Source organism: Desulforhabdus amnigena (genome assembly GCF_027925305.1).
GTDB classification, from domain to species: Bacteria; Desulfobacterota; Syntrophobacteria; order Syntrophobacterales; family Syntrophobacteraceae; genus Desulforhabdus; species Desulforhabdus amnigena.
On sequence record NZ_BSDR01000001.1, the window covers coordinates 1,864,620 to 1,879,495 of the forward strand.

The following is a 14,876-nucleotide window of genomic DNA, read 5'->3' on the forward strand; positions in this document are numbered from 1 at the left end:
TGCGCTGCAGTCCAAATTGAAAGAGAACTATCCATGTGGCTGTTCACGACCTCCGGTTTCTTTAGTGTTGTTCAAAAACCCGGTAAGGCATTCCTGACTGTAAGAGCTCGTGCGTCGGGAGACCTCGACCGCCTTCGGGAAGCCTACATGCCCACGCTGTCCCCCACCCAACATGGGGGAGGCACCGACTATCCGTACAGAGCCACTATCAGCCACAAAGACTTCGCCAAAGGAATGAAGCGAGTCGTTGAGGATCTGACCTACGCCAACTTCAAGAGTGAGGTCTCAAAGACCTTGGGCCAAAAGCGTAGCCAGGTCTATTCCAAGGTCTGGAGCGTGCTCCACGATGTCGAAGAGGCCGTCACACCAAAGACGCCGCCAGTCAAAGGGAAGAAGACTCTGGTCAAAAAGCTCTCCTGCGGAGGAGTGGTTTTCAACAAGCAAGGGCAGGTACTTCTGCGGGAGCCAACCAACCATTTCGATGGCTATCATTGGACGTTTCCCAAAGGGCATTGCAAAGACGGCGAACGACACGAAATCGCGGCATTGCGTGAGGTTATTGAAGAAACGGGTGTAGCAGGAAGGATCATAGACAAGCTTCCGTACGTCTATGCAGGAGGCACCACTCAGAACATTTACTTCCTCATGCTCGTCGAAAGAGAAACGGATGAATTCGACCGCAAGGAGACGCAGGCGATTCGCTGGGCCTCCCGGGACGAAGCGGAACGACTCATCGGAATGAGCACCAATTCCGTCGGACGCAAGCGCGATTTCAAGGTCCTGCAGAATGCCTACGAGTTGTACGAACATTTTTCCGCAGCACATGCCAGTTCAATACATATCGCCTCAAGAAAGGACTGGAAGATCCGCGCCATGCCGGGGATGCGAACGAGCATCCCCATCGCGCTGGAGTTCTCCCCCGAGGAGAAGGCACTGATCGTCTGCGGCCATATTCCCCAAGAGATGGAAGACAAATGGTTTATTTTCTATGAAAGAAACCGGCTCTATTTCCATCGAAGTTGGACGGGCTACTGCATCTACATCCTTGAATTCACCGAAATCGGTGCCCGATTCAGCGGAACCCGACTGCTCGCCAACCGACTCGACGAGCAGTACTCGAACAAGAACGACGAGTACGATGCGAAGATGGCAGCTTTTCTGATCGACGTTGAATTGCTGGGCCGGGACGCAGAACTCCCTGTCCTGGACGAAGCGGCACCGGAGATCGAAAAGAATCTTCAACAGTGGAGCGCACTCGGCATGACCATTTTCAAAGTCTGAGCAAGCGTGTTCGATCTGACAGACGCCTGTAACCGGCAATACCGGTCTCAGCAATGCCACTCCCATCGAGAGAGCAGGAGATTTCGACTTGACTAACAGTAATATTGAATCCGACGCACTCACCTCCTCCGATCAGAAGCAAGTGGACGAACGCCTGAACATCGTCAACTCCACTATCAGGCCATTTGCCAGAAAGATCCACAAGATCCTGGTAGATCTCCAACCCGGTTGCATCCCAAAAGTACGTTCGCCGTCGAACATGCCCTATATTCGCTATACACCCTATCCCGATGTCTTCCATTTGGTGACGAATCAGAGCGCGTGCAGCCTTCAAGTCATGAAGACAAGTCTCGGCATCGGAGAGATTCTGATAGGGGCTGGATGCATTCTATCGGACAAGGTGAACTACTTCGGCATTAAGATAGACAGTCAAGAATCTGTCGATAGTTTTTTGAGAGCCATCAAGCTATGCTTTCCAGATATTCAAGATTCGTTAGGTATTATTAGTAACGTGGCAGGAGAAATATCAAAATTCGAGATATTCACAGAAGGTGCAGTACATTCTATCCTAGTAAACGCCTACGAGCGAGACAAGAAAGCTCGCAAGAAATGCCTGGATCATTATGGTGCCATATGTTGCGTTTGCAAATTTGACTTTGGTAAATATTATGGGTCCGCATTTCAAGATTTTATACATGTTCACCACATAAAACCCATATCCAGTATTGGCAAAGAATACATAATAGATCCAATTGCGGATTTGCGTCCGCTTTGTCCGAATTGCCACGCTGCAGTCCATGCCATTAATCCGCCGTACTCAATCGAGCAGATAAAGCAATTGGTCAAAGAATCGAGCGAAACGAGTAAATAATCACTTATGCAGGAGAATATCATGACTTCTTCTCTCCTGACAGGAAACGACCGAGCTATCCCCCGTCTTCGGATCTAAAATTCTGCAATGAAGGATCAATGTAGAAAAGGGATCAGGTCTTGCATTATGATATTACGGAACCCGGCGGGACCGCACCCGATCAGGATTGTAGGCATGTGGATGTAGTGCCGTCGACAACATCCTACGTGGCCTCTCTAATGGAATTTCCTTCAGGCGGCAACCTGAATCTGTAATTTGCCCCCCTGACCCGTCCTTTGAAAAAACGAAGTCCTGAAAAACCCACGTTTTGCAAATCCTAGCTGGATTGGGTTGTCCTGTTTCGGAAGCCTCGTATATGTGGGTTGGGGTGAATCAGTGACAGGGTGACGCCTGCGGTACGATAAGTTAATGGCGCCTTCTTGTAGTATGGCAAAAGCATGAAGTTATCTGATAAGCTGGTCAGCAATTAAGTAAAATGGACATGCATCACGGGGCGATCCTGTTATATAATCATATAAAATTAATTTGGATTTCCTTCCCCGCCAGTCCTGGCAATATGCCGTGAACGTCATATCCCGTATTATCGAACCGATTTTCAAGGAACCATACAAGCCGTTTCAGATGGCAACGCATGGAAAATTTCATATACGGGCGAACATCACTGAACCAAGAAAAAATTCCAGGACCAAAGAACTTGTACGATCAGGCTGGAATGGGCAAACCTGATGCCAATGGCGGCTGAAACTGCGAAATCTCGCTGGCCTTTTGTCAGTTGTTGCCCTTTTCCTTCAGCTGAAAAAGGATGGGGAGACGGGCCTTGCAGAGGACCGGTTTTCCGTTCTGCTTTGCCGGACTGAAGGTCGATTTCTTAACGGCCTGCAAAGCTTCCTCGTCGAATCCAGACCCAGCTCCCTGGACCACTTTTACATCGACCAGGTGTCCGAGTTCGTCAATGGTGACCAGGAGCAAAACGGTCCCCTCCTTCCCGAGTTCTCTGGCAAACCGGGGGTATCTGGGCAGGACCTTCCTGACGAACCGGGGACCATCTCCTGAGCCGAACGTCGCGTTGTACGGCCCCCCTCCTCCACCGGCACCGACACCGGAGCCTGCACCGGCACCCTCTCCGGAATGGCCTTTTCCGGGGCCATCGACATTTCCCGATCCAGCCCCTTCGCCATGCCCGGAAAGAGCGCCGGCGGCGGCACCGGGGCTCTCACTCTCGGCTTTCGCCACGGGGGACGAAGAGGGCTCCGCGTTCGCAATGGTCTGCTGCTTCTGGGGAAGCTTAGGCTTTGGCCTGGTTTTTGGCTTCTCCACGGGCTTTTTGACTTTCTTGGGAATCGGAACGAGGGGCACGGTCTCCTTGACCGTTTCAGCCGGATGCACCGCTTCCGTTTTTTCCGATTCCGGCTTCGCCGGTGCTTCCCGTTCAGGTTCCACCGTGGATTCCAGTGCCGGCGGAGACGGAACCTCCTCCGATCCTCCCGAAGGCTTCGGTTCCCCGTTTCCCTTATTCGAAGCGCCTTCTTCCCCCTCCCCTCCACCGCCTCCAATATCTTGCAGTGTGAGCAGGCTCACCGTGCACAGCGGGAGTTCAACCTTGCGGGGCGGCATCAGCCATGAACCAGCCAGTACCAGCAGGAAAACCGCGACGTGAACGAAAACGGACACGACCATGCCTTTCAGAACGCCTTCATCGAACAGTCCGTTATTCCTGTAATCCCGAGCTTCCATATTGCCTTGATCCTCAATACCCTTTCGTATTCACTTTCCATCGGAGAAAGTCGGCGAGAGGAAATTAATGTGAAAAAGGTTTCACTCTTTCATGAATCACCCGGTTGGATGGCACCGGAGCTCAGCTCTCCGGTAAGGGATGTTTTGCGCTTCCCGCGAGCGGTTCCGTTATCATGCCGATCTCTTCGATTCCCGCATCCCGAATAACTCCCATGACCTGGGCCACGAGCCCGTATTCGACCTTACGATCGGCTCGCAGGATGACGCCTCGTTTCTCCTGACACTCTTTTTGTATGGCCGAGAGCCTGGCCCCCAGCATCCCGAGCTCAACCTCGTTATCTTCGACGAGGACCTTCCCGTCGGCAGTCACACTCACCACGAGCCTTTCCGTCTCTGTGGGAATGGGCCTGGCGGAGACTGCGGGAAGCCTCACGTCGATGCCCTGGATCATCATCGGTGCCGCAACCATGAAAATGATCAGCAGAACGAGCATGACATCCACGAAAGGGGTCACGTTGATCTCCGATACCATCCGCCTACGTGAGCGGATGCCACTCATCTGCATACCCATTGGAAACACTCCTCATCCTGTCTGCAGGGAACTCTCGTCCCTGCGGCCGCACAAGCTTTGACTTTCCCTCGTAATCCCCAGTGTTTCCGATCCCTCATCGTCCTGCCTGGTCTCACACATCAAATCGGTCTTGAGCCTGTTGAGAAAATCGGAAGTGAACTGGAGCATATCGTCTTCTATCACCTGGATCTTGTTGGAGAAGTGGTTATAGGCCACCACTGCGGGAATGGCGGCCGCAAGCCCCATGGCCGTAGCCACGAGGGCTTCCGAGATGCCCGGGGCCACCACCGCCAGGTTGGCAGAACCTTTCATGCCAATGTCCTGAAAGCTGGTCATGATACCCCACACGGTGCCGAAAAGTCCGATGAAAGGGGCTGTGCTGCCCGTTGTGGCCAGAAACGACAGCATACGCTGCAACCGCTTCCTTTTGGAGATGACACCGCCCTGAATGGCGCGATCCACGTTCTCCAGAAGCATATCCGTATGTCCTTCCGTGTTCTTCAGCCTCTTGCTCTCCAAAAGGCCGCTTACGCGGTTCAGTTCCGCGTAGCCGATCCGGAAGATATGGGCCAGATGGCCTTCCCGAAGCCGATCACATTCTTTATGGAGCGGCTCCAGACTTTTGCACCGAATGAAAAGGTCCGCAAAAGCCTCCGATTCCCGGTTCACCTTTCGAAACTGGAAAGTCTTGGCCACGATGATGCCCCAACAGACCAAGGAGAGGCTTAGCAGACCTGCCATGATGGCCTGGACCACCGGTCCCGCATGGATCACCATGCTAAGAATGCCTGTCCCACCCGGGGTGGGAAGAACCTCCGCCACCTCTGCTGTCGCTTGAGTCGTTGCCGCCAGTATGGTCAAAATCAATGTTACACCTCCTTCTTATCCTGCCTTGGATACTTCCTGTTAAAAATGCTTCAAGAAAGTTGAGATGAATTTTTACGCTATTGAGGACAAAATCCTTATGGCATCGTGATCGCCTCTTCAAAAGTGAGTAAAAACAGTCAGAGGATTCAACCCTATCGGGCCGCGTAGTTATGATCTTGAGTATTAAGCGATCAGGCAAAAAAAAATCCCTAGAGCTAAACACTCTAAGGATTGCACCCTGCTTCACTTGATCCTTGATCAGGTCATCGGAATTTCCACGTACCGATTTCCCAAACAGCATCAGGCAGGTCTTCTGACTTACGGATCACTCTACTTTCCGGACCTTCCCATCCCGCTCCAGGCGCGACAGTGGCATCACCGGATTTCGTCCCCGTTCACAGCGGCGGGACCGTTCCCGACTTTCACGGGATTCCCTTTTAAGCTCAGCACTACTCGACCAAGAATTCCCGCTTCACACAAAACAACAATATGATCGCATCATTACAATCTTGGACTAAGAGCCTATCCGAAAACCTACCTCGGCAGCGGACACCCCCCTTTCATTCCCTCCTCAAGGGGGGACCAATGGAGGTGTCGCAAAGTCCACAGGTAGTTTCCGGATAGGTTCTAAGTAGCAGCACCTGATCCTCAAATAAACTTATTGAGTGAAAGATACAGGATACTCATTATAACGTCAATGATCATCTTTGAAATAAAAGCGGTACTGACAAGGGAAATTTGAACAGGAACCCTGCTGGTTGACTCAACTGCCACTACCTCCTACTTCAATGTCAACCGTCCCCTATTCTGAGAGATCAAAAGCTTGAACTGCGAGAGATCCGGCCTCAGAACTCTCTGCATCTCCCCCTGCGTCCTCTTGCTTGAGGAGCACCCCGATGAGAACGCCGAAACAAATTCCGAAGAAAAGGCCAATTTCAAAAGCGAGCCATGCCATGACACTCCCTCCTTTGCCCCAAGAGGTTAAGCACGCACTTTCCCCACTCTTATATATTATATCAATATTTTTAATAGCTTAACTAAATCAAAACATCTATTTTAGAAGGATCGGCTACGGAATTTGAAGAATGTTTTTCAACTTGAATAAAAACCATTTTATCAGTCGCGAGAACTACCAGGAGGCTACAAAAGCAATAGGAAGTTAAATTTAAAATAATCACTCATATGCCTGGCTGCAAATACAGAGATCCTTTTTGTTTAAAATACCCAATTCCTGAAAAAACGAAAAGGAGAAAAACACGTTCTGCCAGGTTCGGACAGATTTATCAGGCATCATTTGTGCATAAAGAAAGCTCCCTTGAATGACACTCCCACTGAGATCGAGGCAACGGTCATGTCACGCAGCCGGTCGGTGTGTCCATTGAACGGCAGGAGCCATGTCAACAAATTTGTTAACATGGATTGGGTCTAATTGACAAAATGGAAAGGCTGAGGCTTCACAGCGCTTCTCTTGGATCACGAGGCCTACCAGGAAAGGAAGAAATAATGTCAAGAAATATCGGAGCATTATCTATCTACTGTTTGGCTACCATGTTTTTTCATTTCCCACTGAGCGCCCATGCTCACCCCAATCAGGAAACTTCAGACTTTCGCAAAGTCACAGTCAGCGCTTACACCAACACCTCTTCGTGTACAGATACGACCCCCGGTCGTACAGCTTCTTCTCTTCGCATCAAACCAGAACATTACCGAAAGTTGGTCGCATTGAGTCCCGACCTGGCGAAGAATTACGACTTTGGCGATAAATTCTATCTGGTGGTCAAGGGAAAGAGCCACCTGGTAGAATTTCAAGATATCATGCCCAAGAAACACAAGAATAAGATCGACTTTCTTCTTCCCTCCAAACGGGAATGCATGAAGTTTGGAGTGACCCAAGGGGTACTCATTCCTGTGGACGACTGATGAGAAACATTTCTTTGAAAATAAAACCACTGAAGATGCCGTCTTCAAAACTTGACGGCATCTTCAGTGGTTTGAATCAGGCATGACCGTTGCCCATTCAGAGGGTTCCTGATGAGACCCCTCAATGACATTTCCCTCCACCATTCCATGGCATCATAGCAATGATGTCATGAACAGCGCCGTTTTCCACATCGCGAACGAATAAATTCGAAGGCTGTCCGCAGATTCTAAAGAACTGGATTCCCGGCACCTGATCCGCCTATCCCTTCACAATGAGCCTATGCCATCCAAGATGCAAAAATCTTCTCATATGTCCATAATTTCCAAATCATAACATTATAACGAAATATCGTTAATATTTGATATCATACCTTCCATATCAGGCCCTCGATCAAAAGGAAAAGGAGCATTTCTCATGGAATCCTCCATGGCTGAAGGCATCTCGAGGCTCTCCTTCCAGCCTTCAGAGGCTTCAAAAATCGCCTTTCAGAGTTGGCATATGAATTGCTCTTCATATCGATCAACTCAACAAGGAGTTCGATATGATTACTTCATTACAAATTCTTTTAGGTCTTTCTATGGGCTTTATGGGTTTCAATTTAATCGGTGAAAATCCAATTCCGGGATGTAGCGCCATCTTTGTAGCCGGGGTTTTGATCCTGGCAGGAATCGACCGTTTGTCCCAGTTAAAGCAATAAACACGGGAAGAGCACTGAAAACCATTCAAGATAAGCGATCGAATAGACGTAGACATTGCGCAATTTACGCAGATTAGAATATAAAGCCCCAAAAGGCCATCCCACACCGGCGTAACCCTTTTCACCCATGGGGTAACGAAAGTGTTTGAGAGGGTCCTTTGGGGCTTTCAACATTTGCGGGACCGATGTTATGATAATGCAACAGAAAAGAGATCATCATTTGAAACTTGAAACGGACGAATTCGGACACATCGGAGATTGAAACATGCCAAAAGAGAGTTTATCGCAAACCATCGATTGGGAACGCCTGCTCCGGGAATTTGAAAATTTTGAGGCATACGATGAGTCCTGCCACGCGGCGTGTGACACTTTCACACGATCCCTGATACATCCTGTCCCTGAATTCGTGGAAAAGCTGATCCAAAAGAAAATTCAAAAGGAAAAACTCAGTTACGAAGAATCGGTCAAGGCGCTTTACTGCTTTCTCTTACAAAAGCGTTACAATGAAAAATTGAATTTACTCCACTTCGCTTTCCATATTTTCGATGAGAACACCTGCCTTCCCGACGAAGTCATCAACCAGACCCCATTTCCTCATGAAGAAGGCCTTCCAAGCTTCAAACACTTCAATGATCCCTCCTACAAAATAGAATGTTAGGATCTCAAGAACTGTTCAATAAAATCAGCGACTTTCTTCTGTCCCTTGAACACGCCGTAATGCCCTTCACAAAGGATGTCCGCCCTTAGGTTCTGTTGACATTTCAGATTGGAACGTTCTCGTAGAGACCGAATCCATAAGGCATTGCACCGGAAAGGACCGCTTCGAGGCAGATCAAGCATCTATCTGAAAATGTGGAACTTTCAGCAAATGTCAACAGAACCTAGAGAGAAGAGCATTTCCAGGGACTGCAGGTAATTCTCTTTGTTTGAAAGAAGGTCCGGGTGAAGAGGCCCGTGTACATCCTGAGCGAAAACAACCTTCAAACCTTGAGATTTCGTCACATAGACCACTGACCCCGGTGAATGCCCAGGGGCGTGAAGAGCTTCGATAGTTCTTTCCCCCAAAGCGATTTCTTGTCGTTCTCCCTTAAGCTTTATGTCGATAGGGAAAGCCTCCATCTCGGATCCATACCAACCGGCAGCCGTCACGGTACTGTCTCCCCTTTCAAGAAATGGCGCATCGAATTCATGGGCGACCGTTCGACAGTGTGTGATTTCCCGCAACGCTTTAGCGCCTCCCGTGTGATCGAAATGGCAGTGAGTGATCAGGAGATACTCAATTTGTTCCGGGGCTACTCCAAGTTTCTTGATGTTGGATAATATTTTGTTCTGATCACGCCCACACCCTGCATCCACGAGAGCGGCATGTTCTCTGAAATGGATCAGATAAACCGCTGCATCTTCCGGAGAGCTGAATCTCCCACCACCTACCTGGTATATTTCGTCCGTTATTTTCACGATGATCCAATCCTTCTTACCTGTAACCGTTCACCACCCTTTTTATATCCGCAGATTGAGCAGATGCACAGAAAGGGAAAAACAGCCAATTTTTGAATTTTCCTTATTCTCTGCACTCTCCGCATTCTCTGCGGTGAACAATTGCCGTTATCCTGCGTTGATGCGTTGAATCGCGGAAAAAGATATCATTTCGCATTCGTTACTATTATACTGAATAATATTCAATGGCGAATGTGTTGAAAGTGTATTTCTGCAATAGTCTAAACGCGCCCAATCCAATAATGTTCAGTTGAGGTAAAATTTAAAAGTTTAAAATAAATTCTTGTCATCCAGATTCTTTCTTGAGGAAAAAATTCTAATACTTGTTGTCGTTGGGACCGAAATATCTTGCACATGCCGATGCGCGAAGAAGTAACCGGGTAGAAGATGAGAAAGGATGCATTGATGATACAGCAGAGCAGCAAATCAGCAGCGCGATTCGTGTGGAAAATCATTCTTAGTGTTGTTATCTGCACCCTCAGCGTGTCGAGGGTTTTGGCCGGAGACCTTGAAGAAATCAAAACGCGCGGAGTTTTGAGACATCTGGGAGTTCCTTATGCCAACTTTGTAACCGGGAGCGAAGACGGGCTGGATGTCGAAATGATAAGACTCTTCGCCATGCATCTCGGCGTTAAGTACGAATACGTCAAAACGACATGGGAAAGGGTTTTTTCAGATCTGACGGGAAAGAAAATCACAAATACCGGGGATGAAGTAAAAATCACGGGGGATGTTCCCGTCAAAGGGGATATTGCAGCCAACGGACTGACGATCCTTCCCTGGCGGAAGAAGGTTGCGGACTTTTCCGTTGCCACCTTCCCCAACCAGGTGTGGGCGGTTGCCAATGGAGACGCCCCTCTCACCCCCATCACTCCATCGGGAGACGTTCAAAAAGATATCAAGGCAGTCAAGGCTCAGCTACAGGGGAAAGTCATATTGGGCCTGACCAACACGTGCGTCGATCCTCACCTCTATGGCCTGGAAGAGGCAGGCGCCAAAATAAAAGGTTTCAGGGGAAGCTTGAACGAACTCGTACCGGCAATCATGAATGGCGAAGGGGATATCTGCCTCCAGGATGTTTCAGGCGTGCTGATTGCGGTAGAAAAATGGCCCGATAGGGTCAAGATCATTGGACCGGTTTCTTCTATGCAGAATATGGGTTATGCCTTTGACAAGAATTCCCCCGAATTACGTAACGCTTTCAATGAATTTTTCGAGCAATGCAAAAAAGACGGTACTTACAACCGACTTGTGATGAAGTATTATCCTGCTATTTTCAAATTTTATCCCGATTTCTTCAATTGAATCAGGTGCAGACAAAAAGGATGATCTCTCAGCCCATTCTTGGAAAGATGAAAACAAAAATACCAACACTTGCAACAAAAAAATGGAACATCACTGTAGCAGTCGCAAGCTTTGTATTGCTGGGATATATAGGGTTTCTGCTCTTCGCCAATTACCTTTCACAAGTAGAACTGCAGACAGCCACTCTTCAGCAACTGAAACAGGACATGGAAAAACGCTCCATGGCGGTGAGTTACTTCTACTCGGAACGCAAGAGCGATCTGAAGGATCTGCGTGAAAATCGCGACATCCTCGCTTACTTTCACAGCAAAGCACTCGGGATGTCCATGGAATACGGCCTTCAGGCCAGCCTGTTCAGCGTCACGGAATCGTTTAGCCGTCTCTTGAACGAGAAGACATTGGATCAGGAAAAAATTTACACTCAGATTGCATTCATCAAAGAGAACGGACAGCTGCTCTCAGGGGCTTTCTCCAGCGAATCGAGGGCTAAAAACGTAGAAAGCCTCTCTCACCTGCTCTCTCCGGAACTTGGCGATGCAGCGATCCTTGTCGATTCCAGCAAGCAGGATCCAGATGTTATTGTTTCCATTGCATATGATTACAAAGGAAAATACAAGGGGCAAATTGTCGCCTGGGTTTCTTCAGCAACCGTTTACAAACAGCTTGTAAAGGAGACCAGCACCCAGGTCGGACGTTCCCTCTATATCATCCCCAATAAAGGCGAACTCGGTTTGCCGTCGGATATTCGGCAAAAGCTCAAATCCTATGCCATGCCTGACCTTGAAGGCCTCGAAGCCGGCAAGATATATCGCATCCGCCCCTCTGCCAGGCATGGAAAATATGAAGAACTGATTGCAGGTCGCTTCCCCGTGAAAGGGACTCCCTTTTCCCTGCTGATTCTATCCGAGGCGTCGGACATATTTGGAAAAACCGCCCCCTGGCGCCTTCCCATTGCCATGGGTATCTTGTCATTGATCATCTTGGGCGGAACGGCTTTTGCTCTGAAGGTCAATACCCACAATCTTGTGCTTCGAACGCGCCTGGAAGAAACAGCCCGGAGCAAACAGGACGTGGAGACAAAAAACAGGCAGCTGGAGAAAGAGATTTCCGAGCGCAGAAGGATCGAAGCGGCCCTCAAGGAATCCGAGGAAAAATACCGAATATTGGTGGACAATACCAATGAAGGAATATTCATCTATCAGGACGACGTCATCAAGTTTCCCAATCGTCGTTTACTGGCCATTACGGGATACTCGGAAGTCGAGTTGACCGGAATGTCTTTCTCGGACCTGCTCCATCCCGATGAACAGGAGTCAGCCTTGGAAAGGCATACCAGATCCTTGAAGGAGGGTGAAGTTGCCGGAGATTATGTCTGCCGGACACTCAATAAAGCAGGAGAACAACTCTGGTTCGAAGTCAATGCTGTCCGACACACATGGGAGAAAAAAACAGCTACCCTCAATTTCGTCAGAGATATCACGCCGCAGAAAAAACTTGAAGCGCAACTGCTCCACGCCCACAAAATGGAAGCCGTCGGAACCCTCGCCGGAGGAATCGCTCATGATTTCAACAACCTCCTTCAGGCCATTCAAGGATATTCGGAGCTGCTCCTCCTGGATAATAAAGAAAATGAACCCAGCCACGACCATCTCAAAGAGATTTTCAGTGCCGCCCAGCGTGGAGCAGACCTCACGAAACAATTGCTGACTTTCAGCCGAAAGATCGAGAGCAAACTTCAGCCGGTCGATCTGAACCAAGAAATTGTTCAGCTCAGGAAGCTGTTAGACCGCACCATTCCCAAGATGATCAGCATCGAACTGCATCTTGCAGGGGATTTGATGACCATCAATGCTGATCCGGCCCAAATGGAACAGGTGCTCATGAACCTGGCAGTAAATGCCCGGGATGCCATGCCGGAAGGAGGCAAACTGACCGTAGCCACGAGGAATGCCATTCTCGACGAACCTTACTGTCGAATACACATGGGGGCCGTACCGGGAAACTACGTGCTCCTGCAAGTCACCGACACGGGCCACGGTATGGACACGCCCACTCTGGGACGCATCTTCGAACCGTTTTTCACCAGCAAAGGAATCGGTAGAGGAACCGGGCTGGGTCTTGCAATGGTTTATGGAATCGTGAAAAGCCACAAGGGATACATTACTTGCCGTAGCGAACCCGGCAGAGGAACGACTTTCGACATTTATCTTCCAGTAATCGATCGAGAGGAGAGGGACATGGAAAAACCCCTTGAACCAGTAGTTATAAACCGGGGATCTGAGACCATCCTTCTCGTGGATGACGAAGATTATATCAGAGACCTTGGAAAACAAATTCTTTCAAGATTCGGATACACTGTCTGGACCGCCGAAAACGGAGAAACCGCTCTTGAGATATATGCAACTCATTGGAATACCATAGACTTAGTTCTATTGGATTTGATCATGCCGGGCATGAGCGGCACAGAATGTCTCAGGGAACTTCAGAGGATCAATCCCTCCGTAAGAGTTGTCGTCATCAGCGGGTACTCGCCGGATGATTCCAGAGATGAACTCATCGAATTGGGTGCCGAAGGTTTCATCAGCAAACCGTATGAAATGAATCAAATGCTGCAGGTAACGCGAAAAGTTCTGGACAAGAAACAAGGATCTTCAGGGAATGAAACGACGGAGGTCTGAATGAATTGGAAGTTTGCCACATTCAACGTGAATGGTATCCGGGCACGGTTGCCGGTGGTCCTTCAGTGGTTGGAACAGCATCAGCCGGATGTCCTCTGCATGCAAGAAATCAAAGCTCAGGAAAAGGATTTCCCTCAGGGGGCTTTCCGGGATGCCGGCTACAGTGTCAGCCTGCGCGGGCAAAAATCCTTCAACGGTGTCGCCATAGTTTCAAAGAAACCGGCCGAAGAACTGCTTTGCCGTCTCGATGAAGAAAATCCCGATGAGGAGGCCAGGTTCATTGCGGGACGTTTTGACGGGATTTGGGTGGTCAATACGTATGTCCCTCAGGGCAGGACTCCGGAAGATCCAGCATTCCGATATAAAATCGACTTCTTGGAGCGGCTGAAAAGATGGTTTGAAAGTCGTTTCGACCCGGGAGATCGCCTTATCTGGGCTGGAGATATCAATGTGGCGCCGGAGGACATTGACGTATTTGATCCCAAGCGGATGGAAGGGGAAATCGGCTGCCACCCCGCCGAGCGTCAAGCCTTCTCCCGTGTCAAATCCTGGGGTTTTATAGATCTCTATAGAAAACACCATCCCAATGAAAAACAATTCACTTTTTGGGACTACCGACTGCCCATGAGTTTCAAGAGGAACCTGGGCTGGCGTTTGGACCACATTCTGGTCACAGATCCTGTCGCCAGGGCGTCCCTCGAGTGCATGGTGGACCATGAGCTTCGAGGCAGGGACAAACCGAGCGACCACACACCGGTATGGGCCGAATTTGATTTGGAAAAACTCTGAACACATGAATGCGCTGAAAGAAACACCATACCAGGACCTTGAGACAGTTCAGATCCTGAGCCTGCTCCGGAAGTTGACACGGAGAGGAGAATAGAATGTACGGACTTCAAGCAATCAATGCGGCGAATGGATGGGTCATCGCACTGGCGGGACTCGGCATCGTATTCACGGGATTGGTCATCCTGGCCATTTTGATTGCCCAAACGGAAAGGTTTCTCAAGCTTTGGGACAGAATGTGCGAGGAAATTCTCAAACACCGACCGGGACGTCTATCTTCGGAGCCGGAAATCCTCACCCCGCCACCCAGGGGAAAACCGCCCGCACCCGAAACCGACCGCACAGAAATCCACCTTTCCCATGAAGAATCGGAAATACTCTCTAATTTCCAATTGATCACGCAACGCATGGGAGAACCTTTCCCCCTGCACTCCCTGCTGGAAAAAGCAGAGAAGCTCGGGGTGCCCAACCCTCAAAGCTATTTGAATACCTTCTTGAAATGGGGACTCATCGTTGAATCCCGTGAAAAAGATCAAAAAGGTCTTTATCAGTGGAGGGAGGATCTGAAAGTTCCTTTGGAAGAAGATTATACTTTTTAAAGATCAAATATTTCACTAATTCCCTGACCGGGATGGTCACAACGCAGGATGAAAGGGTTTCAGAACTTG

14 protein-coding genes and 1 riboswitch are annotated in these 14,876 nt (G+C 49.2%); of the genes, 9 read left to right on the forward strand and 5 right to left on the reverse strand.

Annotation, left to right across the window (positions count from 1 at the left end; translation table 11 throughout):
- Positions 1-33 precede the first annotated feature (33 nt).
- Together QMG16_RS08080 and QMG16_RS08085 are read left to right on the forward strand one after the other, a co-directional pair.
- Entirely contained in the window at positions 34-1,281 is a 1,248-nt protein-coding gene (locus QMG16_RS08080) for an NUDIX domain-containing protein (protein ID WP_281793459.1), read from the forward strand.
- Between the two features lie 88 nt (positions 1,282-1,369).
- On the forward strand, positions 1,370-2,152 hold the full coding sequence (locus tag QMG16_RS08085; protein ID WP_281793460.1) for an HNH endonuclease: 783 nt from the start codon (positions 1,370-1,372) through the stop codon (positions 2,150-2,152).
- Between the two features lie 768 nt (positions 2,153-2,920).
- On the opposite strand, the gene QMG16_RS08090 is transcribed toward QMG16_RS08085, so the two are convergent.
- The 4 genes from QMG16_RS08090 to QMG16_RS08105 form a co-directional block, all read right to left on the reverse strand.
- Positions 2,921-3,886, reverse strand: a complete 966-nt coding sequence (locus QMG16_RS08090) for an energy transducer TonB (RefSeq protein ID WP_281793461.1) — start codon at positions 3,884-3,886, stop codon at positions 2,921-2,923.
- A 121-nt stretch (positions 3,887-4,007) separates the two neighbouring features.
- Complete coding sequence (locus QMG16_RS08095; RefSeq protein WP_281793462.1) at positions 4,008-4,457, reverse strand: ExbD/TolR family protein; 450 nt, start codon at positions 4,455-4,457, stop codon at positions 4,008-4,010.
- A 12-nt stretch (positions 4,458-4,469) separates the two neighbouring features.
- Positions 4,470-5,324 (reverse strand): protein TolQ, encoded by an 855-nt coding sequence (gene tolQ / locus QMG16_RS08100; RefSeq protein ID WP_281793463.1) that lies wholly within the window; start codon positions 5,322-5,324, stop codon positions 4,470-4,472.
- 286 nt (positions 5,325-5,610) lie between these two features.
- Positions 5,611-5,801, reverse strand: a riboswitch (cobalamin riboswitch).
- 325 nt (positions 5,802-6,126) lie between these two features.
- Positions 6,127-6,279: a hypothetical protein gene (locus QMG16_RS08105; RefSeq protein WP_281793464.1), complete on the reverse strand. Its 153-nt coding sequence runs from the start codon at positions 6,277-6,279 to the stop codon at positions 6,127-6,129.
- A 548-nt stretch (positions 6,280-6,827) separates the two neighbouring features.
- On the opposite strand from QMG16_RS08105, the gene QMG16_RS08110 reads away from it, so the two are divergent.
- The 3 genes from QMG16_RS08110 (at position 6,828) to QMG16_RS08120 (ending at position 8,600) form a co-directional block, all read left to right on the forward strand.
- Positions 6,828-7,244, forward strand: coding sequence for an RlpA-like double-psi beta-barrel domain-containing protein (locus QMG16_RS08110; RefSeq protein WP_281793465.1), 417 nt, complete (start codon positions 6,828-6,830; stop codon positions 7,242-7,244).
- Between the two features lie 542 nt (positions 7,245-7,786).
- The gene (locus QMG16_RS08115; RefSeq protein ID WP_281793466.1) at positions 7,787-7,942 is read left to right on the forward strand and encodes a hypothetical protein; all 156 of its coding nucleotides are present in this window, start codon (positions 7,787-7,789) and stop codon (positions 7,940-7,942) included.
- Positions 7,943-8,207: 265 nt separating this feature from the next.
- Positions 8,208-8,600 carry a hypothetical protein gene (locus QMG16_RS08120; RefSeq protein ID WP_281793467.1) on the forward strand — a complete coding sequence of 131 codons (393 nt, stop codon included), beginning with the start codon at positions 8,208-8,210 and terminating at the stop codon, positions 8,598-8,600.
- 203 nt (positions 8,601-8,803) lie between these two features.
- Here QMG16_RS08120 and QMG16_RS08125 read toward each other — a convergent pair whose 3' ends face one another.
- Complete coding sequence (locus QMG16_RS08125; RefSeq protein ID WP_281793468.1) at positions 8,804-9,400, reverse strand: MBL fold metallo-hydrolase; 597 nt, start codon at positions 9,398-9,400, stop codon at positions 8,804-8,806.
- Between the two features lie 444 nt (positions 9,401-9,844).
- Between QMG16_RS08125 and QMG16_RS08130 the strand changes: the two genes are divergently transcribed.
- The 4 genes from QMG16_RS08130 to QMG16_RS08145 all read left to right on the forward strand — a co-directional run bounded on the left by QMG16_RS08130 (position 9,845) and on the right by QMG16_RS08145 (position 14,807).
- Complete coding sequence (locus QMG16_RS08130) at positions 9,845-10,744, forward strand: transporter substrate-binding domain-containing protein (protein WP_281793469.1); 900 nt, start codon at positions 9,845-9,847, stop codon at positions 10,742-10,744.
- A 47-nt stretch (positions 10,745-10,791) separates the two neighbouring features.
- Positions 10,792-13,422: a response regulator gene (locus QMG16_RS08135; protein WP_281793470.1), complete on the forward strand. Its 2,631-nt coding sequence runs from the start codon at positions 10,792-10,794 to the stop codon at positions 13,420-13,422.
- Positions 13,423-14,211, forward strand: a complete 789-nt coding sequence (xth, locus tag QMG16_RS08140; protein WP_281793471.1) for an exodeoxyribonuclease III — start codon at positions 13,423-13,425, stop codon at positions 14,209-14,211.
- A 95-nt stretch (positions 14,212-14,306) separates the two neighbouring features.
- Complete coding sequence (locus tag QMG16_RS08145) at positions 14,307-14,807, forward strand: OadG family protein (RefSeq protein WP_281793472.1); 501 nt, start codon at positions 14,307-14,309, stop codon at positions 14,805-14,807.
- Positions 14,808-14,876 lie beyond the last annotated feature (69 nt).

What these genes read in the sequence shown, in the direction of transcription:
- QMG16_RS08080 (WP_281793459.1), top strand. Translation starts at nt 34, where the DNA reads ATGTGGCTGTTCACGACCTCCGGTTTCTTTAGTGTTGTTCAAAAACCC.
- QMG16_RS08090 (WP_281793461.1), bottom strand. Translation starts at nt 3,886, where the DNA reads ATGGAAGCTCGGGATTACAGGAATAACGGACTGTTCGATGAAGGCGTT.
- QMG16_RS08095 (WP_281793462.1), bottom strand. Translation starts at nt 4,457, where the DNA reads ATGGGTATGCAGATGAGTGGCATCCGCTCACGTAGGCGGATGGTATCG.
- QMG16_RS08105 (WP_281793464.1), bottom strand. Translation starts at nt 6,279, where the DNA reads ATGGCATGGCTCGCTTTTGAAATTGGCCTTTTCTTCGGAATTTGTTTC.
- QMG16_RS08110 (WP_281793465.1), top strand. Translation starts at nt 6,828, where the DNA reads ATGTCAAGAAATATCGGAGCATTATCTATCTACTGTTTGGCTACCATG.
- QMG16_RS08115 (WP_281793466.1), top strand. Translation starts at nt 7,787, where the DNA reads ATGATTACTTCATTACAAATTCTTTTAGGTCTTTCTATGGGCTTTATG.
- QMG16_RS08120 (WP_281793467.1), top strand. Translation starts at nt 8,208, where the DNA reads ATGCCAAAAGAGAGTTTATCGCAAACCATCGATTGGGAACGCCTGCTC.
- QMG16_RS08130 (WP_281793469.1), top strand. Translation starts at nt 9,845, where the DNA reads ATGATACAGCAGAGCAGCAAATCAGCAGCGCGATTCGTGTGGAAAATC.
- QMG16_RS08135 (WP_281793470.1), top strand. Translation starts at nt 10,792, where the DNA reads ATGAAAACAAAAATACCAACACTTGCAACAAAAAAATGGAACATCACT.
- xth (WP_281793471.1), top strand. Translation starts at nt 13,423, where the DNA reads ATGAATTGGAAGTTTGCCACATTCAACGTGAATGGTATCCGGGCACGG.
- QMG16_RS08145 (WP_281793472.1), top strand. Translation starts at nt 14,307, where the DNA reads ATGTACGGACTTCAAGCAATCAATGCGGCGAATGGATGGGTCATCGCA.